General features: G+C 64.5%; 21 protein-coding genes. 7 read left to right on the forward strand and 14 right to left on the reverse strand.

Going from position 1 to position 24,454, the window contains the following annotated elements; all coding sequences use genetic code 11:
* Positions 1–17 precede the first annotated feature (17 nt).
* The gene (locus tag AC5RU3_RS13880) at positions 18–2,411 is read right to left on the reverse strand and encodes a Tex family protein (RefSeq protein ID WP_493965934.1); all 2,394 of its coding nucleotides are present in this window, start codon (positions 2,409–2,411) and stop codon (positions 18–20) included.
* A gap of 172 nt (positions 2,412–2,583) precedes the next feature.
* On the opposite strand from AC5RU3_RS13880, the gene AC5RU3_RS13885 reads away from it, so the two are divergent.
* Positions 2,584–3,264, forward strand: a complete 681-nt coding sequence (locus tag AC5RU3_RS13885; protein WP_493965935.1) for a maleylpyruvate isomerase family mycothiol-dependent enzyme — start codon at positions 2,584–2,586, stop codon at positions 3,262–3,264.
* Here the strand turns inward: AC5RU3_RS13885 and AC5RU3_RS13890 are convergent.
* A complete protein-coding gene (locus tag AC5RU3_RS13890; RefSeq protein WP_493965936.1) occupies positions 3,212–3,853 on the reverse strand; it encodes a hypothetical protein in 642 nt (213 codons plus the stop codon). The genes AC5RU3_RS13885 and AC5RU3_RS13890 overlap by 53 nt on opposite strands.
* A 168-nt stretch (positions 3,854–4,021) precedes the next feature.
* Here AC5RU3_RS13890 and AC5RU3_RS13895 point away from each other — a divergent pair, with 168 nt between their 5' ends.
* Positions 4,022–5,089: an MBL fold metallo-hydrolase gene (locus tag AC5RU3_RS13895; RefSeq protein WP_493965937.1), complete on the forward strand. Its 1,068-nt coding sequence runs from the start codon at positions 4,022–4,024 to the stop codon at positions 5,087–5,089.
* Positions 5,090–5,097: 8 nt separating this feature from the next.
* Positions 5,098–6,414: an MFS transporter gene (locus tag AC5RU3_RS13900; RefSeq protein WP_309070997.1), complete on the forward strand. Its 1,317-nt coding sequence runs from the start codon at positions 5,098–5,100 to the stop codon at positions 6,412–6,414.
* Between the two features lie 72 nt (positions 6,415–6,486).
* Here AC5RU3_RS13900 and AC5RU3_RS13905 read toward each other — a convergent pair whose 3' ends face one another.
* Positions 6,487–7,380: a LysR family transcriptional regulator gene (locus AC5RU3_RS13905; protein ID WP_309070998.1), complete on the reverse strand. Its 894-nt coding sequence runs from the start codon at positions 7,378–7,380 to the stop codon at positions 6,487–6,489.
* Positions 7,381–7,417: 37 nt separating this feature from the next.
* A complete protein-coding gene (locus tag AC5RU3_RS13910) occupies positions 7,418–8,467 on the reverse strand; it encodes a hypothetical protein (RefSeq protein ID WP_309070999.1) in 1,050 nt (349 codons plus the stop codon).
* A gap of 107 nt (positions 8,468–8,574) precedes the next feature.
* Here AC5RU3_RS13910 and AC5RU3_RS13915 point away from each other — a divergent pair, with 107 nt between their 5' ends.
* From AC5RU3_RS13915 to AC5RU3_RS13925, 3 genes are read left to right on the forward strand one after another with little or no spacing between them, the layout of a single operon-like run.
* Positions 8,575–9,711 (forward strand): type III polyketide synthase, encoded by a 1,137-nt coding sequence (locus tag AC5RU3_RS13915; protein WP_309071000.1) that lies wholly within the window; start codon positions 8,575–8,577, stop codon positions 9,709–9,711.
* Complete coding sequence (locus AC5RU3_RS13920; RefSeq protein ID WP_309071001.1) at positions 9,712–10,398, forward strand: class I SAM-dependent methyltransferase; 687 nt, start codon at positions 9,712–9,714, stop codon at positions 10,396–10,398.
* A 25-nt stretch (positions 10,399–10,423) separates the two neighbouring features.
* Positions 10,424–11,512, forward strand: coding sequence for an FAD-dependent oxidoreductase (locus AC5RU3_RS13925; RefSeq protein WP_309124630.1), 1,089 nt, complete (start codon positions 10,424–10,426; stop codon positions 11,510–11,512).
* A 153-nt stretch (positions 11,513–11,665) separates the two neighbouring features.
* Here the strand turns inward: AC5RU3_RS13925 and AC5RU3_RS13930 are convergent, their stop codons facing one another.
* The 10 genes from AC5RU3_RS13930 to AC5RU3_RS13975 form a co-directional block, all read right to left on the reverse strand.
* A complete protein-coding gene (locus AC5RU3_RS13930; RefSeq protein WP_309071003.1) occupies positions 11,666–12,292 on the reverse strand; it encodes an FMN reductase in 627 nt (208 codons plus the stop codon).
* A gap of 74 nt (positions 12,293–12,366) precedes the next feature.
* Positions 12,367–12,570 carry a hypervirulence associated TUDOR domain-containing protein gene (locus AC5RU3_RS13935; RefSeq protein ID WP_493965938.1) on the reverse strand — a complete coding sequence of 68 codons (204 nt, stop codon included), beginning with the start codon at positions 12,568–12,570 and terminating at the stop codon, positions 12,367–12,369.
* A 39-nt stretch (positions 12,571–12,609) separates the two neighbouring features.
* Complete coding sequence (locus AC5RU3_RS13940; RefSeq protein WP_493965939.1) at positions 12,610–14,514, reverse strand: glycoside hydrolase family 127 protein; 1,905 nt, start codon at positions 14,512–14,514, stop codon at positions 12,610–12,612.
* A 9-nt stretch (positions 14,515–14,523) separates the two neighbouring features.
* Positions 14,524–15,528, reverse strand: a complete 1,005-nt coding sequence (locus tag AC5RU3_RS13945) for an arabinan endo-1,5-alpha-L-arabinosidase (RefSeq protein ID WP_493965940.1) — start codon at positions 15,526–15,528, stop codon at positions 14,524–14,526.
* Positions 15,528–17,030, reverse strand: coding sequence for an arabinosylfuranosidase ArfA (gene arfA / locus AC5RU3_RS13950; protein WP_493966041.1), 1,503 nt, complete (start codon positions 17,028–17,030; stop codon positions 15,528–15,530). Before arfA ends, AC5RU3_RS13945 begins: the two co-directional genes overlap by 1 nt.
* A 129-nt stretch (positions 17,031–17,159) precedes the next feature.
* Positions 17,160–17,879 (reverse strand): YesL family protein, encoded by a 720-nt coding sequence (locus tag AC5RU3_RS13955; protein WP_493965941.1) that lies wholly within the window; start codon positions 17,877–17,879, stop codon positions 17,160–17,162.
* 2 nt (positions 17,880–17,881) lie between these two features.
* A complete protein-coding gene (locus AC5RU3_RS13960; RefSeq protein ID WP_493965942.1) occupies positions 17,882–19,249 on the reverse strand; it encodes an arabinan endo-1,5-alpha-L-arabinosidase in 1,368 nt (455 codons plus the stop codon).
* A 3-nt stretch (positions 19,250–19,252) separates the two neighbouring features.
* Complete coding sequence (locus AC5RU3_RS13965; protein ID WP_309072628.1) at positions 19,253–20,209, reverse strand: carbohydrate ABC transporter permease; 957 nt, start codon at positions 20,207–20,209, stop codon at positions 19,253–19,255.
* 11 nt (positions 20,210–20,220) lie between these two features.
* Positions 20,221–21,120, reverse strand: coding sequence for a carbohydrate ABC transporter permease (locus tag AC5RU3_RS13970; protein WP_309072629.1), 900 nt, complete (start codon positions 21,118–21,120; stop codon positions 20,221–20,223).
* A 129-nt stretch (positions 21,121–21,249) separates the two neighbouring features.
* A complete protein-coding gene (locus AC5RU3_RS13975) occupies positions 21,250–22,593 on the reverse strand; it encodes an ABC transporter substrate-binding protein (RefSeq protein ID WP_309072630.1) in 1,344 nt (447 codons plus the stop codon).
* A gap of 282 nt (positions 22,594–22,875) precedes the next feature.
* Between AC5RU3_RS13975 and AC5RU3_RS13980 the strand changes: the two genes are divergently transcribed.
* Positions 22,876–24,372, forward strand: a complete 1,497-nt coding sequence (locus tag AC5RU3_RS13980) for a glycoside hydrolase family 43 protein (RefSeq protein ID WP_493965943.1) — start codon at positions 22,876–22,878, stop codon at positions 24,370–24,372.
* Positions 24,373–24,454: the final 82 nt, after the last annotated feature.

Below are 24,454 nucleotides of genomic sequence, written 5' to 3' on the forward strand. Positions count from 1 at the left end.
GGGGACTTGTGACCGGTCTAGCGCGGCGGGACCAGTCCTGCAGCACGCAGTGCCTCCGCCATTGCGCTGTTCGCAGGAGCCGGAGCAGCCTTTCCGCCCTGCTTCTGGGCACCCTGCTTTTGGGCACCCGGCCTCTGGGCACCCGGCTTGGAACTTCCTCCCGGCGTGGGGCTTCCGCCTTGACCGCCGGACGAACGACGACGGCGGTCCTCCCCTCCCCGGGTTCGTGCCTCCCGCGCGGGCTTGGGTCCACGAGGCGTGGCGTCGTCGTTCAGTTTCAGGCTGAGCGAGATCCGCTTCCGGTCAGGATCCGCTTCCAACACTTTCACCTTCACGACCTGGCCGGACTTCACGACCTCGTGGGGATCGCTGACGAAGCGGTCGGCCATGGCCGATACGTGTACCAACCCGTCCTGGTGCACTCCGACGTCGACAAAGGCGCCGAAGGCTGCCACGTTGGTCACCACGCCGTCGATGATCATGCCCGGACGCAAGTCCGAGATCTTCTCGACGTCAGCGAAGGACGCCGTGACGAACGCCGGCCGCGGATCCCTGCCCGGCTTCTCCAGTTCAGAAAGAATGTCCTGCAGGGTGGGCAGGCCAACGGTGTCATCGACGTACTGGGCGAGGTTCAGCGACCGGAGTGAGCCGCCGGCGTCGTGCACCATCCGCCGTGCCACGGGATACGCTTCCGGGTGCACGCTGGAGGCATCCAGCGGCTCATCGCCGTTAGGGATGCGAAGGAAGCCGGCGCACTGCTCGAAAGCCTTCGCGCCGAGCCTCGGCACCTTCAGAAGGTCGGCCCGGCGGGCGAAAGGTCCATTGGCGTCCCGGTGGGCAACAATATTCTCGCTGAGCAGGGTTCCGACGCCGGCCACCCGGGTGAGCAACGACGGTGACGCTGTATTGACGTCCACGCCGACCGCATTCACGCAGTCCTCGATGACGGCATCGAGTGAGCGCTCCAGCTTTGCAGGGCTGACGTCGTGTTGGTACTGGCCGACACCGATGGACTTCGGGTCGATCTTCACCAGTTCGGCCAGGGGATCCTGCAACCGCCGGGCAATGGACACAGCCCCGCGCAGGGACACGTCGAGGCCCGGCAGCTCCGCTGAAGCCAGCGCTGACGCCGAGTACACGGATGCCCCGGCTTCGGACACCACGAGCTTGTGCAGGGTTCGCCCCGGCAGGAGCGAGATCAGTTCCGACGCGAGCTTGTCCGTCTCCCGCGAGGCGGTGCCGTTGCCGATTGCGATGAGTTCGACGTCGTGCCCGGTCACCATGCGCGACAACGTGGCAAGTGCGTCGTCCCACTTTTTCGCCGGTGCATGCGGGTAGATCGTTGCGGTCTCCAGAACCTTGCCGGTTCCGTCGACGACGGCCACCTTGACGCCGGTCCGCAAGCCTGGATCGAGCCCGATCGTGGTGCGGCTGCCCGCGGGCGCCGCGAGCAGCACGTCCCGGAGGTTGGCGGCAAAAACGCGTACTGCCTCGGTCTCGGCCTCGACGAAGAGCCTGACGCGCAGGTCGATCGACAATTTCGCGAGAAGGCGGCGCCACGCCTGTTGAACAGTGGCCATCAGCCAGGCGTCAGCCGGCCGACCCTGGTCGGCGACACCGAGGAAGGCCGCCACGGAGTTCTCGAAACGACGACGGGCACGCAGTGCCGCCTCTGCATCCGTGGTGTCCGCCTCGGTAAGCGTGAGCTGCAGAACACCCTCCTTCTCACCGCGCAGGAGCGCCAACACGCGGTGCGACGGCATCGCGGACGGCGCCTGCGTGAAGTCGAAGTAGTCGGCGAACTTCTGGCCCTCGGCCTCCTTGCCCGGAACAACCCGTGAGGTCAGCCGTCCCTGCTTCCAGAGGCGCTCCCGCAGGTCGGCCAACAGATCTGCGTCCTGCCCGGCACGTTCGACGAGCAGTGCGCGGGCTCCCGCGAGGGCGTCGTCGGCGGTGGGCACGGCCTCATTCAGGTAGCGGCCTGCCTCGGCTACCGGGTCGAGGGAGGGATCAGCCAGCAGCGCGTCGGCGAGCGGTTCCAGCCCCGCTTCGCGTGCGATCTGCGCTTTGGTGCGCCGCTTGGTCTTGAACGGCAGATAGATGTCCTCCAGCCGAGCTTTGGTGGTGGCGCTGACGACGGCGGCGCGTAGTTCATCGGTGAGCTTGCCCTGGGCTTCGATCGATTCGAGCACGGCCGCGCGTCGGTCCTCCAACTCACGCAGGTAGCGCAACCGTTCCTCCAGCTCGCGCAGCTGAGCGTCGTCGAGCGTCCCGGTGACTTCCTTGCGGTAGCGAGCGATGAACGGGACTGTCGATCCGCCGTCGAGCAGTTCGACGGCGGCCTTGACCTGCCACTGCTGAACGCCGAGCTCGGCAGCGAGTTGTTCGAAGATGGTTGTAGGGGTACTCATTGGTGCACTCACGCCTGCCATTGTGGCATCGACCGCCGACAACGAGGGAATGCGGCTGCAGCCGTTGAGATGGGCGTAGCAAACCACCGATGATTTCCCGGAGTCAGCTGCGTCTGCTCTATGAAGGCGGGACAAGCGACGGAAGCAGCACACACAGGGTGAAGGATGAGGGATGACAAGCAGCTGGGACACAGTCCACCGTGAACGCCGCATGCTCGCTGAGGATTTGGCTCTACTGTCCGAACAACAGTGGGCTACCGCTTCCCTGTGCGAGGGCTGGGACATTCACGACGTCGTTGCTCACCTGACAGGGTCTGCGAAGACCACGCGGCGCAGCTTCTGGATCTCGTTGATCCGGTCCGGCTTCAGTTTCGACAGGGCAAACGCGCGCGAAGTGGCTACCGAGCGAGCTACCACACCCGTAGAAACCCTCGCCCGTTTCCGGGCAACAATCACCAGCACGAACACGCCTCCGGGTCCTTTCATCACCCGCCTCATCGAGATAGTCGTGCACGGAGAAGACATCCGGCAACCCTTGGGCATCACCAGACCGGGACTGCCAAAGCTGGAGGATGCCCTGCACTATGTCGCCGGAGATCGACTTGACGGAGGCAGGAAACGCTTGGCGGGGCTTGAAATCTCTGCAACGGATGAGGGATTCACAATCGGTTCGGGCGAGAGCGTGCGGGGGCCGGCCCTTTCACTTCTCCTGGCGGCCTCCGGACGGCCGGAGGGCCTGCGGGAGCTGCAGGGCGCGGGCGTCGTACTCCTGACCGAGCGGTTGAATGCTGTCTCTAGGACTAGACGCAGCCCTCACGGTCCAGCTCCACGATCAGCGGATGGGTGCCCGTGAATGTCTGTCCGCCGGTCGAGTAATCGACCGTTATGCCCTGTGCCGAGCCCGCATCAGCACCGTCAGCGATCGAGACGGCAACCACAAGGTTCACGTACTCATGCGTGGTGATGTTGTAACCCTCGGCCGGCACCGGTTCAACGGGACCGGCAGGTGCGGGCGCTACGGTGGCGGGCGCCGGCTCGGCGCTGTGTGTACCGTGACCTCCGCCGCCGTCGTCGTCGTGGGCGTTATGGTGACCGTCCCTGTTGGCCGTAGACACCTCTGCGCTGACAAGGGCGAGGTTCTCAGGGTCCTGCAGGGAGACGTCGTCGAGGGTGAAGGTTTGCAGCGCCTCGTTGTGCACAAGGACGGTGAACTCCTGAAAGCCGATGTCGGGCTGGGTGTAGCAGAGGGTCGCGCCGTTCTCCGCAAGGTTCAGTGGGTCATCGCCGACCTCCGCCGCGACAGGCTGCTGCACGGCGCTCACTGAGTCCTGCGAGCGCGGCGAGTTGACGTCAAGCGGGTTCTCCTCGACAGGCATGCAGCCGCTGGTCAGGAGCGCAGCGAGGAGTGCTCCTGCTGCGAGTGCTGCCGATCGAACCGCCATGTTCCAACCATTTCCTGTAGATGCGTTTACCTGTGTTCGGCGACACAGCCCGCCCGGATGGGTCCTAAACCTAAGCAGAACCAGTTTTACAACCCGCTTAAAACCGTTTTACCAGCGGAAGTGTGACCCGGATCATTGATGGAAAGACCCTCAAAGGAGTTACGCATCATGGCCCTTTCCCCTCACGAAGACCTGGCACCGCGGGTAGTCACCCTCGGAACGGCCGGCGGTCCACGCTGGTGGACAGGAGAAAACGCCGGCCAACGCGCGGGCATTGCGACCGCCGTGGTCGTCGGCGGTTCCACGTACCTGGTGGACGCCGGCCACGGTGTCGGCAGGCAGCTCATGCTGGCCGGGCTACCCATCAATTCTCTGCGCGGAGTCTTCGTCACGCACATGCACTCGGACCACACCATCGATCTCGGCTCGCTTGCCATCTTTGGCCTCTTCACCTTCCAGGACGGACAGCGTCCCGTGCGGCTTGTCGGCCCAGGCGACCGGGGAGCCTTGCCCCCGGTATCGCCGCGGGCAGCGGTGCCCCCTACCCCGGTCTTCCCTCTGAGCCCGACGCCGGGAATCACCGAGATGTTCACGAACCTGATGCGGGCCCACGCCACGGACCTCAATGACCGGATCCTCGACGCCCTGCGCCCGTCTCCGTTCGACTACTTCATCCCGGAGGACATCTCGATTCCGGACCCCGCGTACCACCCCAACTCGAATCCGACTCCCGCCGGCATGTTGCCGTTCACCGTGTATGAAGATGAGCTGGTCACCGTGACTGCCACTCTTGTGCAGCATCCCCCGGTGGCCCCAGCCTTTGCTTTCCGGTTCGACACCGCCGCCGGCTCCGTGACCGTTTCCGGCGACACAGCTCCCTGTGAAAACCTCGTCCGGCTTGCCCGCGGCACCGACCTGCTTCTGCACGAGGCAATCGATTTCGACTGGGTTCACCGTACTTACGCGAGCAGCGGCAGCGAAGTGGGCCAGGCATCCATCGACCACCACCGCAAGTCGCACACGAGCCCGGAAGACGCCGTCGACCTCGCCAACCGGGCCGGCGCACGGACGCTCGCGCTGCATCACCTGGTGCCCGGCACAACACCCCGGTCCGTCTGGGAACGCGCCGGCGCACAGTTCAACGGAACCTTCCTCATCCCCGACGACCTTGACTCCATTCCCTTTGGCAACTCCCCAACAGCCCATACCCTCGAAGAAGCGGGAGCAGTACGATGACCAGCACCATGACACAAACGCAGGCTGTCAACGAAGACAGCCTCAATACGAAACACATGCGCCGGATCCTGGCGTCCAGCTTCATCGGCAGCGCTATAGAGTTTTACGACTTCATCCTGTACGCGATGGCGGCGTCGATTGTCTTCAACCAGGTGTTCTTCTCCAACCTTGACCCCGCCGTCGGCTTGTTCGCCTCCTTCGGCACCTTGGCTGTCGGGTATGTGGCACGGCCGCTGGGTGGGCTCATCTTCGGTCACTTCGGGGACCGGGTGGGCCGAAAGACCGTCCTCATCATCTCGATGACCCTGATGGGTGTCGGGACCACCATGATCGGGCTGCTCCCCACGACGGCGCAGATCGGTATGGCCGCCCCCATCCTGCTGGTGGCCCTGCGAATCCTGCAGGGCATAGCTGTCGGCGGTGAATGGGGTGGCGCCATGCTGGTTGCCCTGGAGCATTCGCCGGCCAAACGCCGAGGCTTTGCGGCGAGCTTCGCAAATATGGGCGGCCCGGCCGGCGCAGTGCTCGCCACGCTGACCATTTCCGCGTTCTCCCTGTTGCCCGAGGACGCGTTCATGTCCTGGGGCTGGCGGGTCCCGTTCCTGCTGAGCGTTGTCCTGATCGGGGTTGGCCTGACCATCCGCCTGAAGGTCGCAGAGACGCCGCTGTTCCTCGAACTGGAAAAGAAAGCGGAGAAGAAGAAACTTCCGTTCGTGGAGGTCTTCCGCACCTACCCCCGCAACCTGGTCCTGGGTACGCTCGCGGGAATGAGCTCCTACACTGTGCAGGGTCTCATGACCGTCTGGGCAGTCTCCTACATCATCGATGCCGGCGTAGACACCACCCATGTGCTGAACATCAAGGCGATCGGAGCAACACTCACCATCATTGCCATCTGGTTCGCGGCGAAGGCCAGCGACCGGTTCGGCAGGCGGCCGGTCATGCTCGTGGGAATGGTGGCGGGCGCCGTGCTGGCCTATCCCATCCTGTGGCTGCTGCAGACCGATACCCTGTGGGGGTTCGCGATCGGACTGTTCCTTGCCAACGGCATCATCCAGGGCACCATCTTCGGACCGTTCGGAGCCTTCGTCGCGGAGCTCTTCCCGACCCGCATGCGCTACACCGGAGCGTCCCTCACCTACCAGAGCGCTTCGACGCTGGGCGCAGGCTTCACCCCGATGATCGCCTCGGGACTGGTTCTCGTCGCCGGCGGTGAGCTGTGGCTGGTGGGCCTGGTCTGGGTTCTCTCCTTCGTTGTTGCAGCCGTGTGCATCCTCATGACGAAGGAAGGCAAGGACGCCGATCTCTCCGGCGAAATGAAGTAGTCCCCCTCGCGCGAAGTACGACGACGGCACTCCCTGAGCGCCGTCGTCGTACTTCGTGCGCCGGGTACTTCGCTAGGCGTTGTCCGCGCAGTAGTCCATCAGCGCATCCAGCCGTCTACTGACCTGGGGCGAGTCAGGGAAGGCGAAACAGATGTCGCTGTGGCGGATACTGCCGTCGATCGGCACGCAGACCAGTGGCAGCCCGTCGTAGCTCACGTCCTGGGCCGGTCGTTGGACAAGTACCGTGTATCCGAGACCGCGGGCCACCATGCCCCTAACCGCTTCGAAGCTCGTCGACCTCCAGGCAATCTTAGGTTCCAGCCCCGAATTGCGCAGGTTGGGCAGCTGGTTGTCACGGACCGACGGGATGTCCAGCAGCACCATGTCCTCGTCGGCCAGCTCCGGCAGTGAGATCGCCTGCCGGCCCGCGAGCGGGTGATCGGCAGCGAGCAGAATGTACGGCCTGCCTTCCTTGATCACGCGAGTGCGCAGCCCTGGGCGAACGTGCAGGGTATGGGTAAGCACTGCATCCAGACGGCCCTCCCCCAGTTGATCCTGCAGCTCGGCGGGGGATCCCTCGACGATGGTCAGCCTGAGCTTGGGATTGGGTGCAGCGAATCCTGCGGTGATCAGCGGCACCCAGAACGCAGAGAGGTTGGTGTAGCAGCCGACGGCGAGGGGTCCGGCCAGCGTGCCGGCCGATTCGGTGACGGAGGCTTCCAGTTCCTCGGCGTGACTCAGCAGGGCGCGCGCATCAATCAGAAACCGGCGGCCCGCGCTCGTGAGCGTGACTCCCTTGGCCTTGTGCCGCACGAGCAATCGCGTGCCCAGCGCTTTCTCCAGCTCGGTCACGGCCAGCGACATACCGGCCTGCGAGACGTGGTTCAGTTCGGCTGCCCTGCTGATCGAGCCGCTGTCGGCGACGGCGACGAAGTGTTGAAGCTGCCGCAACGTGTAGCGCAACATAACCCAAGCTTAGGAGATCGGGTTCTCTAAAGCGGTTTTACTCGTACAGGACGTACTCCGGCTGCGGCGTCAGCGCGAGTACCTCGGGCGGCGTCATGAGGGGCCCGAGCACTACGTCTTCCTCGAAAAAGAGCTTGAAGCCGGCGTGCACGGTCGGCGGCAGGTCCTCCATCAGGAGATTGTAGGTTTCGATCTTCATGCTGGCCGAACCGATACCGTCAACACTCCGGATGACCTCGACGCCCTCGTATTCCTGGATGGCACCTACATTCGAGACGACGCCGGGAGCCACCTGATGGAACACCAGCGGCTTTTGCGGGAGGTTCTTCTCTTTCACCAGGGTGTCGACGTACGCTGCGATCTCGTTGATCTCCTCCCCCGAGGTGTGACCGTAGGCCTGGCCGGGAAGCTGCTCCGCGGTGATGTCCCACTCGGGATCGATGGCAACGCCGACGTCGGGTTCCGCCAACCACTTCTCGAGCGCACGGACCTCGTCGGCCATGCTTGCCCGCCCGGGCTGCACATTCAGCAGCAGCAGCCCGTCATGCCTGCGCGCGGCCTCAAGGTACTCGCCGATGATCTCGTCGGAAGTCCGCGTTCGGTAGGCACCGTCGGCGCCCGGGTCTGCCTGCACGACGACGGCAATCAGTTCCAGCACCGGCAAGACCTTCCTGCCGCCCGCCAGTTCCGTGCCGAGGGCCTCGATCTCGGCGGCCCGCTCGTCGATCGCGCCGATTCCCAGCCGGCCCAGCCCCGGTGAGAAGGGGTGGCCGCTGAATCCCACGAGCCGGTAGTCCGGGAACAGCTCGACACCGCCGCGGGGCAGCTCCTGCTGCTCGGGTGTGGGCTCAGCGGTGGGTGAAGGACTCGGCGAAGGGCTGGGTGAGGTTGACGGAGTCGTTGACGCGGTGGACGACGGAGCCGCAGCCGCGGACGATTCGGAAGGCTCAGCGGATACCGTCCCGCCGCCGGTTGGGGAGGAACTGCAGCCGGCCAGCATTCCGACCGAGATAGCCCAGACAGCGCCGGTACGCAGCGTGCGTGTGTGGATGGGAGGGCGTCGTCGTGCGCTCTGGTGCAGTGCCATACCTTCACGCTACCCCGACCCGGGGGGAGCATCGGGCAGCAGACTGTCAGCATATCGTCAGCCTGCTTCGTATTGTGTTCGCTTATCCGCTCACCTAACAATGAACTATGACAGTCCTCATAAGGTCCCTCGAAACCGCCGTACCGACTACCGTCATGGTGCAGTCCCAGGTGAGGGATGTTTTCGCCGCGCAGCCCGGACTCAACCGATTGGGCCAGCGACTGGTGACCGCCGCATTTGATTCCTCGGGCATCGACACGCGCTATACCGCTGTGGAGGAGCTCACGCTGGAGCGGCACAGCGAGTCTCCAGTGTTCTTCGATTCGGCGACCATGACGATCCTCAGTCCGGGGACCAAAGCCCGCAACGAGGTCTACGCCGAGGCGGGTACGAAGCTGTTCGTCGAAGCCGCACAAAAAGCCCTGGACGCTGCCGAAGGCGTCGAGCCGGGCGACATTACCCACGTCATCACCGTCTCCTGCACCGGGTTCTTCAACCCGGGACCTGACTACAAGATCGTCCGCGCACTGGGCCTCGACCCATCGGCACAGCGCTACCACCTCGGGTTCATGGGGTGTTACGCGGCATTCCCGGCGCTGCGTGCCGCCAAGTCCTTCTGCGAGGCGGACCCCAAGGCGGCGGTCCTCGTGGTCAGTGCCGAACTGTGCTCGCTGCACGTTCGTTCCTCCAACAACCCCGACACCATCGTGGGAACGTCCCTCTTCGCCGATGGCGCCGCAGCCGCCGTCATCAGCGCCCGCACTGACCTCCCCCGCCCCGCCGGAAGTATGCTCAGCCTCGACTTCTTCGAAACGACGCTCACCCCGGTTGGTGAGGAGTCGATGGCGTGGAACATCGGTGATGAAGGCTTCGAGATGGTCCTCGGTACCTACGTTCCCCACATCATCGACGAGCACATTGTCGGTGCCCTCACTCCCCTGATCGAACGGGATGAGTCCCTGATCGGCCTGGAGTACCGGGACATCGAGCACTGGGGGATCCACCCGGGTGGGCGCAGCATTCTGGACAAGGTGCAGGCCAAGCTGAAGCTTAGCGATGAGCAGTTGGTTCCTGCCCGTGAGACCCTGCGAAACTACGGAAACATGAGCAGCGCCACCGTGATGTTCGTCCTCAAGCACATCCTGGACCAGCCCGCAGCCGAGAACGATGAACGCATCTGTTCCATGGCTTTCGGCCCCGGCCTCACGGTCGAGACGGCGCTCCTCACCAAGACAGCGGTCTGAATGGCCTTCCTCGCCCACCGCGACCTCACCGCAGTCGAAGAGATGGACAAGCCCGACTGCGACCCGGCGAAGCTCGACCACACCTACGCCCAGTTCCCGCTCGTCAACCGCGCGGTCGCGGGCTGGCATCGGACCTGGGCTCGGTACATCCGTCCGGTGCTGTCGACATCCCGGGTGAACACGCTCCTGGACATCGGCTCCGGCGGCGGTGACGTCCCGCGCGCGCTCGCCCGTTGGGCCGCCCGTGACGGTTTCGAACTGCGCATCACGGCGATCGACCCCGATGAACGCGCCTACGCCTTCGCCAGTAGCCAGCCGACGACGCCGGCACTCACCTTCCGCCGGGCCTTCAGTTCCGAGCTCGTTGCGGAGGGAGAACGGTTCGACGTCGTCACGTCCAACCATGTCCTCCACCACCTCTCGCCGCAGGAACTGGGAGGATTGCTGCGCGACTCGGAGCTACTCAGCAAGCGCCTCGCCCTGCACAGTGACATCGAGCGGACCCGGATCGGGTTTGCCCTGTTTTCCGTGGCCACCCTTCCCCTGCGCGGCTCGTTCATTCGTGAGGACGGGCTGACTTCGATCCGGCGGTGCTACCTCGCAAAGGAACTACGCGCCGTCGTACCCGAAGGCTGGCGGGTGGAGGGCCAGGTCCCGTTCCGGAACCTGCTGGTTTACCGTGCCTGATGTCCTGATTGTCGGCGGAGGACCGGTGGGGTTGTATACCGCGATCCTGCTGGCGCAGTCCGGCATAGAGGTGGAGGTACTCGAGCGCCGCAGCGTGCGCAGCTCGCACTCCCGCGCCATCGGCATTCATCCGCCGGCGCTAGCAGCCCTGGAACAAGCGGGGGTTGCGGAGGCCCTCATCGCGGCGGGCGTGCAGATTCCGGGCGGCATAGCACGCAGCCGCGGGCGCACGGTGGCCGAATTGTCCTTCGCCTGCCTGCCCGGACCGCACCGATATGTGCTGGCGATCCCCCAGGAGCAAACCGAGCGCATCCTGTCCGAACGGTTGACGGAATTGGCCCCCAACGCGCTCCGGCGGGGAGAAACGGTCGAGGCCGTTCACGACGTCGGGACCGGGGTGGTGACGGTCACCGACCACCGCACCTACCGCTCGGCGCTGCTCATCGGCGCAGACGGAGCCCGGAGCACCGTGCGCAGCGCGGCGGGAATCCGGGCGAAGGTACGGCCCTACCCCGACGCATATGTCATGGGCGACTTCCCCGACACCACCGGCGACGGGAGCACAGCCGCCCTCTACCTGGAGTCCGACGGGATTGTGGAATCCTTTCCGCTCCCCGGCGGGGTGCGGCGCTGGGTGGTGCGGATGCCGTCGCTGGTGGAAAACCCGACCGCGGGGACCGTCGCGGGTCTGGTGGCTGAGCGGACGGGCGTCGCCGTCGACACCCGGAACAACACCATGCTCAGTTCCTTCGCCGTGCGCCGGAGAATCGCGGATCGGTTCGTTGAGGGACGCATCGCCCTGGTCGGCGACGCCGCGCATGAGGTGTCCCCCATCGGCGGCCAGGGCATGAATTTGGGGTGGCTCGATGCCGCCCAGCTGGTTCCGCTGGTGGTCGACTCGCTGGCGGGGACCGACGTCGGGCTGGGCCTGCGCCGGTTCAACGAGGAACGGCGCCGCGCTGCGCTGGCCGCGTCACGGCAGGCGCACATCAACATGATGCTGGGACGTCCCCTGCCGTCAGCGCTGTTGACGGCGCGCAATCGCATCATGGGCAGGGTCGCGGGGCTACCGACCGTGCACGACGCCGTCGCCCGCACCTTCACGATGCACTGAGGTGACGGGACCCGCCCCGACGGGAGATCCCACCGAACCGGAACGTTGAGTGGGAATGTCCGGACTATCCCACTGAAACGGGCGATCCGCTGGGCAGATCCGGATGCCGGGTCCGCGTAGTGAAGCGTGACTACCGGGAAGGGCAGTGGACGCTTAGCGGCCCTGCACCTGCGCGAGGAGTTCCTCAAACGGGGCGGAAGGCTGGATGCCTTGGGGGCGGCGCGCCGTCGTCGTGCCTTCGACCATGCCCGCGAGTTCGCTGGCGGCGCGGCTGATGCGCTGGTCCAGGGCGGGTGCGCCGTTGGAACCGGCGCCCCAATCCTCAGGTCCGGCATACACGCCGGTCGAGACCACGCGCGCCCGGAGATAGGTGAAGAGGGGCCGCATGGCGTGGTCGAGCATGAGGGAATGCCGCACGCTTCCGCCGGTGGCGGCGATGAGCACGGGCATTCCGTCCAGTGCAGTGTTGTCGAGGACGTCGAAGAAGGACTTCAGAAGCCCGCTGTAGGAGCCGGAGAAGACCGGGGTGACGACAATGAGCGCATCGGCATCCGAAACTGACTTGAGGGCGGCGGCGAGCGCTGGCGGAGCGAAGCCGGTGACCATGTTGTTGGCAATGTCGACGGCGAGCTCACGCAGTTCGATGGTGGTGATCTCGGTGAGGACGTCGGCGCGCTCGAACTCGCGTTGCGCTGCCCTGCCGAGCTGGTCTGCCAGCATACGGCTTGATGACGGCATTCCCATGCCGCCGGACACTACTACTACTCGGCGCGTTTCCATGGCCGGTCCTCCAGTTTCACTGCCTTCATGCTTTTGCATCTAGTTGAACCATGGTGGACCGGGAAACATTCCCGCTAGTGCTTGTCGAGCGCGCTTTCCTTATGGGCGGCCTGTTTGCCCGACTTCTCGCTCTCGACGATGTAGTAGGGCTCGTCCTTCGATGCGTTGAACTTCTGGCCGTCGAAGGTGAACTCCTTCTCCCTTTTCTCAACAACCTTGCCGGAGGTTTTACCCTGCGATGTATTCCAACTGACCTTGGTTCCCTTGCTGTATGCCATCAGTCCAGCCTGCCATCCCTGTGCAGCCCGCACCACCCCTTACTGGGCCGCCGGGATCCACACCCGCATCCCTCCCGGTCCGCGGTTGCCCCACCGGAAGTACGGGACAAGATCAACGGAGATCCGCTGCGATGCACCGGATGTCTCCGCTCCTGCCACGGGATAGATCGCCGACGACGCCGGCGTCCGCACCACCGCTGCCACCCGTACCTTCGGCACGCTGATGTCGCCGGGCACCAGTGCCTTGCCAGGACCTGCTTCCGGCTCGCCCGAGGAATCCAGCAGCACGTCCTCCAGCACGACGCCGGCGGGCAGGTCGGCCTGCTCCAGCGCATACACCAGCGGCCCCCTCGTCACCGCCAGGCATCCGCGGACGGCGTCGATATGCGGGTGTGGAGCACGAAATTCGGCGGGCATATCGAGAATCAGTTCGACGCTCCCCTGCCCGACGTCGGTGATACGGAGATAACCGTCAACCGGCTCCTCCTGCTGTTCCGCGCCGTCAACCAGCAGCCTGTAACTCCTCGCCCAACCGGGCAGCCGCAGGGACAGTACCGGGAGGTGACCGGTAACCTCCAGACAAATCCGGCCATCGAACGGATATCCCGTGGTGACCACAACGGACGCGTCCGGAAGTCGGATGCCGGCGGGCTCGTAGAGGTGGAGGTGGAGGCCGCCGTCGTCGTCCGTGGTTGCTGCGTAGGCGTGCAGCGACGACAGGAGTCGGGCGAGATTCGGCGGGCAGCAGGCGCAGTCGTACCAGGGTGCGCGGCGGGCCGGTGCCTGCTCGTGCTCGCCGTCGCGCTCGGTCCGGACCTGCAGCGGATTGGAGTAGAAGTACTCGGTTCCGGCCGGCGACGTGGAACCGGCAACGGCGTTGTAGAGGGCGCGCTCCAGCTCGTCGGCGTACTTCACTTCACCGGTCACGAGGAGCATCCGCCAGGTGAACTGCACGCTTGAGATTGCGGCACACGTTTCCGAGTACGCACGGTCAGGCGGCAGCTCGAAGGGGTCTCCGAAGGCTTCGTCCCGGTGCCGGGAGCCGAGGCCGCCGGTGATGTACATCTTGCGGAAGTGCACGTCGGACCAGATACGCTCCAGGGCAGCGAGAAGGTCGTCGTCACCGCCCTCCGTGTACAGGTCGGCCGCGCCGGCAGCCAGGTAGAGCTGGCGCACCACGTGTCCGGTGGCCCCCGGAACATCGCGCACCGGCAGATGATCCTGGAAGTACTGGTAGCCGAAGCGGTCCTCGCCGACGCTTCGGTGCCCGCGCGCGTCCACCATGCGGCGGGCCAGTTCGAGCCAGCGGGTGTCTCCGGTATGGCGGTAGAGCTCGATGAGTGCCGTCTCGATTTCCGGGTGCCCACAGACAGGCGGACGCCCACTCGGTGGAAACGAATCCTCCACGAGCTCGGCGAACCGGACACCGATCTCCAGCAGGTCGGTGCGTCCCGACGTCCGCGCCCAGGCTATGCCCGCCTGTAACAGGTGCCCGAGGCAGTACAGCTCATGCCCCCAGCGGAGGTCACTGAACTGCCGGTCCGGTGTCTCAGCGTAAAAGGAGTTGAGGTAGCCGTTCTCCTGCTGCGCCCGGGCAAGCAGTGCTACGGTCTCGTCCACGAACGGGAGGAATTCCGAAACGTCGCTGCGGCCGGCTTCCCACCCGAGGGCCTCCAGCACCTTATAGATGTCTGAGTCGGCGAAGTGGAAACCCTTGAAGGTTCCGGCACGACCTTCCGCTGCCGCCCGCATGTTCGGCAGCGCGCCCGAGGCCTCCAACTGTTCGATGCAGTGCCGGAGGCTGCCGCTGCGGTTCGCCTGCTGCCATGCACCGAGCATGCCGTCCGGTGCGAAACGGACAGCGTCGAGTCCCAGCGGGTGGTACCTCAGCCGGTCGGCGGACCGCGGTGAGGCCGGTGTAACGGTAGCGGTTGTGGATCCCATGAACGGCTCCTAGTCCCAGCGCGCTGTCGGCCATCCGTCGTCCCAGGTGAGAGGGACCAGCCCGAGCCGGAACGCGCCGTCGAGTGCTTCATCGTAGTAGTGGAAGGCCAGCACGTCTCCGGAGACGGACTGCCCGCCCGGCCCCACGCGAGGGCCCTTGCCCGCCAGCAAGGGAGTGCCGCCGTCGTCGAGCATGGATACGCCGTCGCGGTCCACGTAGGGCCCTTCGATGGTGGCGGACCTGCCCACAGCCATGTTGTAGGTACTCTCGAGGCCCTTGCAGCAGAAGTCCTTCGACACGAAGAGGTAGTAGTAGCCGTCGCGTGCGAGCAGGTAGGGCGCCTCGATGGCATTGGGCGGCACTTGCCTGTCGGCAATGGTGACCGGGTTTGCGTCGGGATCAGCGCGGAGACCCGATGGCCATTCAAGTTGAACCAACTGCAGGCCTCCCCAGAAAGAGCCGAAGCTCATCCACGGCGTGCCGTGCTCGTCCTCGACGATCCCAGGATCAATGGCGTTGAAGTTCTTCTGCTCCGAGGACAGCACCTCCCCACGATCGACCCACTCGTAGCTCGGGTCCTCCGGGTCGAGGGTGGTGTTCGTCGCCAGCCCGATCACGGAGTCATTACTCCCGAACGTTGACGCCGAGTAGTACAGGTACCACGTGCCGTCATGCTCGTAGAGCTCGGGAGCCCACAGATTGACGACGCCGGGAACCACCTCGGCGAGCCATGCCGGCTTCTCCTGCCACACCTCGCCCGCGTAGTCCCACTGCTCGCCGTCCTCGGAGCGGCGAACCTGGATGTTGCCGTCCGCGACCTGTCCGTCCCCGGTGGAGTAGACGAACCAGTCGCCCTCCCGGCCATCTGCACCCGACCCCGCCACAAGCGCCGGATCATGGGTGAAGTAGTCGCCGCTGAGTTCCTTCTCCCCCGCGGGTTGAGCGCCGCAGCCCGCCGTCCCGAGCACCAGGGTGATCAGGACGGCGGACCACGCCGCTGCAGGGAGTTTCACTAGCCGAGCGCGATCGCGGACCAGGAAACGGGAGGCAGGGTGACGGTGAGAACACCGTCGTCGAGCACGGCGCCCTGCAGATCCTTCAGGCCCACGCGGGTCTGGTTCTCAAGGGTGTTCTTGGCGTAGACGTCCTCGTCATGCAGCGTGACCGCTTCCGTGATGACGTTCGCCCCAAGATCCTTCACGTCGATCGACACGTCGATCGAGTCAGTCTGGCTGCGGTTGACGAGGAAGAGGGCCGCGTTGCCGGCGTCAACCGTGGCCACGGCGTCGACCAGGGGCGCGTCGCCGTAGACCTTCGTGGCGTAGGTGCCGGAAATGATCTGCGGGCGCAGGACCTCGCCCTTTGCAAGCCGTGAGGTCACGGAGAAGGGGAAGAACGTGGTCTGGCGCCAGGTGTCTCCGCCCGGCTCGGTCATGATCGGTGCGATGACGTTGACCAGCTGCGCGAGTGAGGCCGAGGCGACGCGGTCGTGGTTCTTGAGCAGCGTGATCAGCAGGTTGCCGAAGACCACCGCGTCAGCGACTGAGTAGGTGTCCTCCAGCTGCCGGGGCGCAACGCGCCATTCGTCATTGACCTCGTCTGATGCCTGGTGCTCTTCGAGGTACCAGATGTTCCACTCGTCGAAGGAGAGCTTGATGGTCTTCTGCTTCTTCAACTTGTGCTTCACGTGGTCCGCGGTGGCCACCACGGTCTCGATGAAGTACTGCATGTCGAGCGAGGAGGCGAGGTAGGAGCCGAGGTCGCCGTTGCGCTCCTGGTAGTAGGCATGGCACGAGATGTAGTCCACGTAGTCGTAGCTCTGCTCGAGGACGACGCGCTCCCACTCGCCGAAGGTCGGCATGGATGAGCCTGAGGAGCCGCACACCACCAACTCGAGGTCCTTGTCCGCCGTCTTCATGGCGGATGCGGTCCGGGCCGCGAGCTTGCCGTAGTCCTCGGCCGACATGTGACCGATCTGCCAGGGTCCGTCCATCTCGTTGCCGAGGCACCACATCCGGATGTTGTACGGGTCCTTGGCGCCGTTGGCGATGCGCTGGTCACTCAGGGCCGTGCCGGAGGGGTGGTTGGCGTACTCGAGCAGGTCGAGTGCCGCTTCAATGCCGCGGGTGCCGAGGTTGACGGCCATCATCAACTCGGAGTCGGTCAGCTTGCACCAGCGGGCAAACTCTTCAAGGCCCACCTGGTTGGTTTCGATCGAGTGCCAGGCGAGGTCGCGGCGCACGGGGCGCTGGTCGCGGGGACCGACGCCGTCTTCCCAGCGGTAGCCGGAGACGAAGTTACCGCCGGGGTACCGGATGGTGGTGGAGCCGAGTTCGCGGACAAGCTCGACGACGTCCATGCGGAAGCCGTCCTCGTTTGCGGTCGGGTGGCCGGGCTCGTAGATGCCGTCATAGACGCAGCGGCCCAGGTGCTCGACGAAGGAGCCGAAGATCCGGCGGCTGATCGGTGCAACGACGGCGGAACGGTCGATGCGGATGGTGGTCGGTGCTTCCACGGGGAGGTCGCTGCCTTCGGCGCGTGTCGTGGCCGCCGTCGAGTCGGGCGAGGTGGTGGTGGTCACGGTGATTCCTTATCTATGGGTGGTTCTGAACGTTCGAAGTTATTAGGGGCGGTTTAGTCGGTGTCACGCGGTGAGGTGCTGCGGCCTCCCGGAGGGCGTCCGGTCTCTTGCCTCGTCATCCGTCGCGCCGGCCTGCGTGAGGCGGTCGAGCCGGTGACCGACGAGGATTCCCGACACCAGCAGTGGAAGGGAGGCGCCCACCAGCGGAAGGAGCGCATTGATGCCGCCGAGGAGGATAGCGACGGCGGTCATCGATACCACCCAGGCGATCGTCATCCCCGGTGAGGCCAGCGGAAGCACCAGCGCATAGCGCCAGGTCCGCAGTACCGTATCCCGGTGCCGGGAACAAATAACGACGGCGGCGCCCGCCGACACGGCCAGCACCCCGGAGACGACGACGGCGAGCGCACTCAGCGCGAGCTGCGGGCCCGCTGCCGCCGTGGGAAGGGCTGCCACGTTGAGGATCGCGAGCAGGCCGGCTACGGCGAACAGGCTTCCGACCTTGTTCGCGTGCACGAAGGACCCGCGGTAGGCGGTGACGAAGTCGCTGATGAGCCGGTCCCCGGGATCTCCGGCGCGGAGTCGGGCGAGCAGCACCGTGGTGGCGACGGCGCTCGGGAAGACGCCGAAGACAATGAATCCGGCCAGCGTTCCGGCCAGGAACAGCAGGTTCAGGAGCACCAGCTGCATGACGAACCGGAGCCACTCCATCAGTCGGCCGGCCCAGCCCGGCGTGTCACTTCCCGTTTCGGCGATTGCGCCCGTCTTCAGACTCCCGTCCATGCTCACGCTCCCTGGGTTCCTGAGTAGACAACCCCGTGCCGGTCAACACCGCTGAAGGACAGCGCCGGACGGTTGCGGGAGGCGTCCCAGGAACCGAATACCACGGCGTCCACCTCAGTGTCGGCTCCTTCGTTCGTGATGGTGAGGCGCACCTGCCGGGCCTCCCCACCGGAGCGGGCCTCGCCGTCGTCGTGCATTGTCATGGGATGCACTGTCATGGGATGCACTGTCATGGGATGCACTGTCATGGGCTGGGCTCTCACCACGTCGGTGGAATCCGGAGTGAAACGAATTACCCGCCAGTCGCCGCTGATCGGTGCCTCCTCGGGCAGGGTTTCGCCGTCCTGCCCGGCATAGGGCTGAGGAGATACAACGGGCCAGCCGTTCGCCGTCGTGAAGATCCGCCGGAGCTGGACCCGGTGCTGCGTTGGGTCCTCCGCCAAGCGGACATGGTGCACCATGAACTGGCCTTTGTGTTCCCCATCGGGGACCACGAGCACCGAGTTGTGGCCCGGCGCGAGCCAGGCGGTGTCACCGTCGAACTGGTAGCTGCCCAGAATTTTGGTGCCCACGGCGTGCGGAACGGCCTCAACATCGGTCATGTCCGTACCGTTCGCATCACGGTACGGGCCGGTGATCTCGTCGGCCACCGCAACCCGCACGTTGTAGGTGTTGAACAGGGAGTCATAGGAGACGAAGAGGACATAGCGGTCATCCTCCTGCCGGTACTGGACGAAGGCTCCCTCGATGGCGCGGTCGACGTCCGTGTGCCGCCGGGCGATGCACGTGCCGAGGTCGCCCTCCACAAGCGCCGTCCCGGTTTCCGCGTCCAGGCGCAGTGTGTGGATACCGCCGAAGAAGGAGCCGTAGGTCAGCCAGGGATCGCCGTTGCGGTCGAACGTGACCGCGGCGTCGATCGCGTTTTGCGGGTCGCGGCCGGTGAGCGTCCGGACCACGAGTCCGCGGTCCTGCCATGGCCCGGCCGGGCTCGCCGCGACCGCCAACCCGATGGCCGAGGTGCGGGATCCGAACGTGGACGCCGAGTAGTACATGTGCCAGACCGGCTCCCCTGCCGCGGCCGGCCAGCGGACGACGTCCGGAGCCCAGAGACCCTTCGCGCCGGTCCACTCGGCCGCAGCCTCGGGCACACCGTTCAGGGCAGTGCCGCGGTAGGTCCATTCGATCAGGTCGGTTGAGGACCGCACATGAACTCCCGATGGGATCTCGGTTGAGTTGGCAACCGCGTCCGTCGAGAACATGTAGTAGGTGCCGTCGTCGTCCCTCACCACTGTTGGATCGTGCGCATGGCTCGCACCCCAGCTCTCAGGCCGGTCGGTGGATGCAGGCTGCAGGTTTCCCCTAAGTGACATCGGTCAGCCCTTGGATCCGGTGAGTGCGATGGATTCGATGATTTGGCGCTGGAACACGATGAACACGATCAGCACCGGAAGCAGCGCCACGAAGGAGGCCGCCATGATGAGCGGGTAGTCAGTCTGGATGGCGTACTGCGCGTTGAAGTTCGCAATGACCAGCTGCAGGGTCTGCACCTGGGGCGAGTTCAGGTAGATGATCGGGGCCAGGTAGTCGTTCCAGACAGCCATGAACCAGAGAATGAACTGTGCAGCGATAGCCGGCTTGATGATCGGGAAGATCAGCTTGAAGAAGATCTGGAGGTAGGACGCGCCGTCGATCCTGGCGGCCTCGATGATCGAGTCCGGCACCGAGGAAAGGTACTGGCGCAGGAAGAAGATCATGATGATGTTGCCGAAGATGAAGGGCACAATCAGCGGCAGCAGTGTGTCCACCCAGCCGATCGAGGCGAACATGGTGAACTGCGGAATCATCAGGGTGGGGAACGGAACCATGAGCGCCGCGAGCAGGCTCAGGAAAAGGACGTTCTTGAAAGGCATCCGCATCTTCGCGAAGGCGAAAGCCGCCAGGGCGGAAAAGAGCGTTCCGACGATGGTGACGGTGCAGGCCACGATCAGGCTGTTCTGAATACCGCTGAGCAACGGTCCGGCGGACCAGATGCGCAGGTAGTTTTCCCAGACGAACGGGTCGGGGATCCACTGCGGTGGCAGGGCGAACACACCGTCGCGGGTTTTGAGCGACGTAGAGAACGTCCACAGCAGCGGAGCGACCATCACGACTGCGCCCAGGGAGAGAACGATCGTCACGATGATATTGCCGAGGCGACGCTTCCGCTCGGATTCGGTCAGCTTCGTGCGAACTGTAGGAGAGCCGCCGTTTGCACGCCTGGACTTATGGTCCGGAATGCCCTGCTCGGGCTGCAGGGGCGGCGGGGATGGGAGGACGCGTTGGGAGGACATGGTGACCTGCCTCAGTCAATCGAGAACTGGTTGCGGCGGTTGAGCCGGAACTGGATGAAGGTGATTAGGAACACCATGAGACCGAGCACGATGGACATGGCAGACGCATAGCCCATCTGCAGGTTGTCGAAGGCCTTTTGCCAGATGTACCAGACGATGGTTGCGGAGGAGAACTCTGGGCCGCCTGTCGGTGTCATGATGTTGATTTCAACGAAGACCTGGGAACCGCCGATAACGCTCGTGACCACCAGGAAGAAGGTGACCGGGCGCACCATCGGGACAGTGATATTGCGGAACTGCTGCCAGGCACCGGCCCCGTCCAGGGCGGCCGCTTCGTAAAGGTGACGCGGTACCGACTGCAGCGCGGCCAAGTACAGCAGCATGGAGAACCCGAGGCCCTTCCAGATGGCCATGATGATCAGTGCAGGCTTCACCGTTGCTGTGTCCTGGAGCCAGTTGGGACCGTCGATTCCCACAACGGCGAGGACCTGATTGATCAGGCCGAAGTCACCGTTGAATGCCCATTGCCACAAAATAGCGACGGCGGCGATGGAAGAGATCACCGGCACGTAGTACACGGTCCGGAAGAAAGTAGAACCGCGCATCTTCCGGTTCATGGCCAGGGCCAGGGCCAGGGAAATCACGAGGCCGACCGGAATGCCCAGCATCAGGAAGAACGTGTTGTACATGGCCTTCAGGAAGTACGGGTCCTTGACCATGGTGAGATAGTTGTCCAGCCCGTTGAAGACGGGCGGGGTGAGCCCGTTCCAGCTGGTGAACGACGCGTAGACGGAGAAAATCATCGGATAGAGGGTGAACAGCAGGAATCCGATGACCGGCAGGGCAACGAACGCCAGCGCAGTCCTGTGTTCCTGCCGGTGGAGCCGGGATCGGCGCGTGGTGGTGGACATCTGAAATCCTCGTTGATTCAAAAACGGGTGGCTTTGCCCGGCAGGTGCCGGCTGGAGCGGTGCCGTGGCCGGCCTTCGCGCGGCCACGGCACCTGGTCTGTTCAGCGGTTCGTCCGGCCTGTCCGGAGACTAGCCACCGATTCCTGCCTGCTGGTTTGCCGCGTCGAGGAACTGCTGCATCTTCGGCTGCGCTTCCTTCGCATACTCGGCGGCAGTTTTCTTGCCGTCCAGCACGGGCTGGATGTTGGTGAAGAACTCGTCATACCACTCAGCGTTGTAGGTGAGCTCGGACGGCAGGGGCCGTCCGTACTCACGGACCACCTGAAGGAACTCGCCCTTGTTGGCCGGCTTGGTGGACTCGTCGCTGGCCCATTCCTCAGCCATGTCTTCCAGGTTCGGGATCTGCACCCCGGCGTCGGTGAGAGTCTGCTGGGCTTCCTCGTTGGCGGAGAGGTAGGTGGCTAGTTTCGCTGCTTCCTCCGGGTGCTTGGACGCGTTGGACACCGCGATGCCGAGGGTCCCGGTATAGGTGGCAGGCTCACCGGTCGCACCGACCGGGTAGGGGATCAGGTCGTACTCAAAGGGAAGCTTTTCGTAGGTGGAAAGGTCCCAAGGGCCTACGGGGAAGAAGCCGATCTCGCCCTTCATCCACCGCTGGTAGGTGTCGAGGGTCTGTGCCTCACCAGCGGACGGGGTGACCTTGTGCTCGTTCTGCAGGTCCGCGAACCACTGCAGAGCCTCCGTGAACTCAGGAGTGTCGATGGTGACCTTGGTTCGGTCCTCGTTCAGCCAGTCACCGCCGTTTGACCAGACGAATGCCGGAAGGTTCCATGTGGCATTGAGGCCGGTGCCCCACTGGTCCAGCTTGCCGTCACCGTTGGTGTCCTTCGTGAGCTGCTTGGCTACCTCGACGAACTCGTCCATGGTGTAGGGCTTTTCAGGGTCGGGAAGCGGAATGCCGGCTTCCTCGAACATGGTCTTGTTGTAGCCGAAGGAGAACGGGCCGACGTCCTTGGGCAGCGCGTAAATCGCACCCTGGCCACTGAGCTCACCGTCGAAGCGGTAGCTGTCCACGCCGTAATCCCAGATGTTGTCCAGATCGATGTTCCCGGAGCCCTCGACGTGCTCTGTGATGTCCTTGATGATGCCGTTCTGCACGTAAGCCTGGACTTCGCCCGGGCTGATGTAGAAGACGTCCGGGATCTGGCGCCCGGAAATGGCTGCTTTGAGTTTGGTGGTGTACTGGTCAGCAGTTGTCTGGACCATTTTGACGTCGACGCCGTTGTCCTTCTCGAACTGCGCGACTGCCTGTTCGTACGCCTTCTTGTCATCGGGCCCACCGCGGTACATGAAGGTGAGGGTCTTTTCGCCATCATCGCCGCCGCCGCCGGCGGCCGCAGCGCACCCGCTGAGCAGGAAGCTTGCAGCTGCTGCTGCCGCGATGGTCTTGGTGATGGTACGTGACTTCATCATCACGTGGTCCTTCCGGTTAGAGGTTGATGTGGCACACCAGTTCGTTCTGGTTGCTGAGCCGGATTTACAACGTTGATTACAACGTTGAAAAAGAGAATGGCATAGATCACATTCGGGCGTCAACAGTGTTGCGGAAATTCCCGGCTGCACTCCTCGGACCCGACCGGCTCCACCCGCCAATCGTCAGGGAACAACTTACTAAACCTTGACCGCCCACTATTCGCATGCGATATTTTCAACGTTGTAAACACCAGCGCACTCCTGACCGAAAGGACCGTGATAATGACGTCACGATCACCGCAAAGCCAGCTCCGCAAGCGCATCACCACAGCAACAGCCGCCCTCGGCATGAGCGCAGGCCTCATCCTCACCGGCATCGCACCCGCACCGGCTGTGCAGACCGACACCACCCAAACGGGCAACGTACTGAAGGCGTCCGAAACCTGGACCGGCCAGGGAACCCCGTTCACCCAGGACCTTCCCGGCGGCAAGTCCGTCGTCGGTGAAACCTCCCCCATTCACGACCCTGCCCTGATCATCGACGATGACGGCACCTGGTACGTGTACTCGACCGGCCGGATCAATCGCGAGAACGGCGGAACCATCCAGATCTGGTCCTCGCACGACGAAGGCACCACGTGGGAGTACACGGGTGCAGTGTGGGACCAGATCCCGAGCTGGATCGACGATCACTTCGCCGGCGGCACCCTGCCGGACAACCTCTGGGCACCTGAGATCTACGAGAACGACGGTACGTACTACCTGTACTACTCGGCTTCCCAGTTCGGGACCAGCAACTCACTCACCGCTCTGGCCACCAACACCACGCTTGATCCCGAGGACCCTGACTACGAGTGGGTCGACCAGGGCCTCGTGGTCTCCTCACCGGCAGCCGGCCTCGACCCCAACAACCCCAACAAGACGTTCAACGCAATTGACGCCGGCATCGTGGAGGGTGAGGACGGCAAACCCTACATGGCCATCGGATCCTTCTGGTACGGGATCTTCCTGATCCCCATCGAGTGGCCCAGCGGAAAGCCGGTCGAGAACTGGCAGTCCCAAACCGTAAACATCGCCGACAGGTTCATGTGGGGCAACCCGATCGAGGCCCCGTACATCACCAAGAACGGTGACTACTACTACCTCTTCGTTTCCTTCGACTCCTGCTGCCGCGGCGGCGACTCCACCTACAAGATCGCGGTGGGACGGTCCACGTCCGTCACGGGACCGTACCTCGACAAGGACGGCCGGGACATGTTCGGTGGCGGCGGCACGGTAGTGCTGGACGCTCACGGTGCCGTGACCGGACCGGGCGGACAGTCGGTCTTCGGTGACTACCTTGCCTTCCACTACTACGACGGCGTCAACAAGGACATTCCCTACTTCCCCACCCTCGGACTTCAGAAGATCAACTGGGTGGACGGCTGGCCCGAGTTTGACCAGACCGTTGACCTGCCCGCGGTGACGCAGGCGCCCAAGCCGGCGTCCGGCGTCGTCGGAAGTAAGGCGACCTTCCGCGCGGAGGCATCCGGCACCCCGGCCCCGGTGGCGCAGTGGGAAACCTCGGCAGACAACGGTGCCACGTGGCAGCGCTTGACCGAGCAGCCCCGCACGATCAATGCGGGCGAGGGTCTTCGCCGCTCACAACTGACGCTGAAGCACCTGAGCGCCGATCAGGATGGGCTCCTGGTGCGGGCGGTCTTCTCGAACGCGCACGGTGTCACGCCCACCGAACCCGTCGCACTGGAGGTTCGGGCACCGGGCGCAGGCAAGCGATGACCTGATTCGCGGGTCAGAGACCCGAAACGCTACAACACGATATATTGCCGGTGGGGCACGCATGTGCGGACCCCACCGGCAC

The organism is Arthrobacter sp. MDB1-55 (assembly GCF_059092925.1).

Coding starts and splice junctions, on each gene's coding strand:
- AC5RU3_RS13930 (WP_309071003.1), bottom strand. CDS start 12,292: ATGGAAACGCGCCGAGTAGTAGTAGTGTCCGGCGGCATGGGAATGCCG.
- AC5RU3_RS13970 (WP_309072629.1), bottom strand. CDS start 21,120: ATGTCCACCACCACGCGCCGATCCCGGCTCCACCGGCAGGAACACAGG.
- AC5RU3_RS13965 (WP_309072628.1), bottom strand. CDS start 20,209: ATGTCCTCCCAACGCGTCCTCCCATCCCCGCCGCCCCTGCAGCCCGAG.
- AC5RU3_RS13895 (WP_493965937.1), top strand. CDS start 4,022: ATGGCCCTTTCCCCTCACGAAGACCTGGCACCGCGGGTAGTCACCCTC.
- AC5RU3_RS13975 (WP_309072630.1), bottom strand. CDS start 22,593: ATGATGAAGTCACGTACCATCACCAAGACCATCGCGGCAGCAGCAGCT.
- AC5RU3_RS13940 (WP_493965939.1), bottom strand. CDS start 14,514: ATGGGATCCACAACCGCTACCGTTACACCGGCCTCACCGCGGTCCGCC.
- AC5RU3_RS13915 (WP_309071000.1), top strand. CDS start 8,575: ATGACAGTCCTCATAAGGTCCCTCGAAACCGCCGTACCGACTACCGTC.
- AC5RU3_RS13905 (WP_309070998.1), bottom strand. CDS start 7,380: ATGTTGCGCTACACGTTGCGGCAGCTTCAACACTTCGTCGCCGTCGCC.
- AC5RU3_RS13885 (WP_493965935.1), top strand. CDS start 2,584: ATGACAAGCAGCTGGGACACAGTCCACCGTGAACGCCGCATGCTCGCT.
- AC5RU3_RS13955 (WP_493965941.1), bottom strand. CDS start 17,879: ATGGACGGGAGTCTGAAGACGGGCGCAATCGCCGAAACGGGAAGTGAC.
- AC5RU3_RS13980 (WP_493965943.1), top strand. CDS start 22,876: ATGACGTCACGATCACCGCAAAGCCAGCTCCGCAAGCGCATCACCACA.
- AC5RU3_RS13960 (WP_493965942.1), bottom strand. CDS start 19,249: ATGTCACTTAGGGGAAACCTGCAGCCTGCATCCACCGACCGGCCTGAG.
- AC5RU3_RS13935 (WP_493965938.1), bottom strand. CDS start 12,570: ATGGCATACAGCAAGGGAACCAAGGTCAGTTGGAATACATCGCAGGGT.
- AC5RU3_RS13900 (WP_309070997.1), top strand. CDS start 5,098: ATGACACAAACGCAGGCTGTCAACGAAGACAGCCTCAATACGAAACAC.
- AC5RU3_RS13890 (WP_493965936.1), bottom strand. CDS start 3,853: ATGGCGGTTCGATCGGCAGCACTCGCAGCAGGAGCACTCCTCGCTGCG.
- AC5RU3_RS13910 (WP_309070999.1), bottom strand. CDS start 8,467: ATGGCACTGCACCAGAGCGCACGACGACGCCCTCCCATCCACACACGC.
- AC5RU3_RS13880 (WP_493965934.1), bottom strand. CDS start 2,411: ATGAGTACCCCTACAACCATCTTCGAACAACTCGCTGCCGAGCTCGGC.
- AC5RU3_RS13920 (WP_309071001.1), top strand. CDS start 9,712: ATGGCCTTCCTCGCCCACCGCGACCTCACCGCAGTCGAAGAGATGGAC.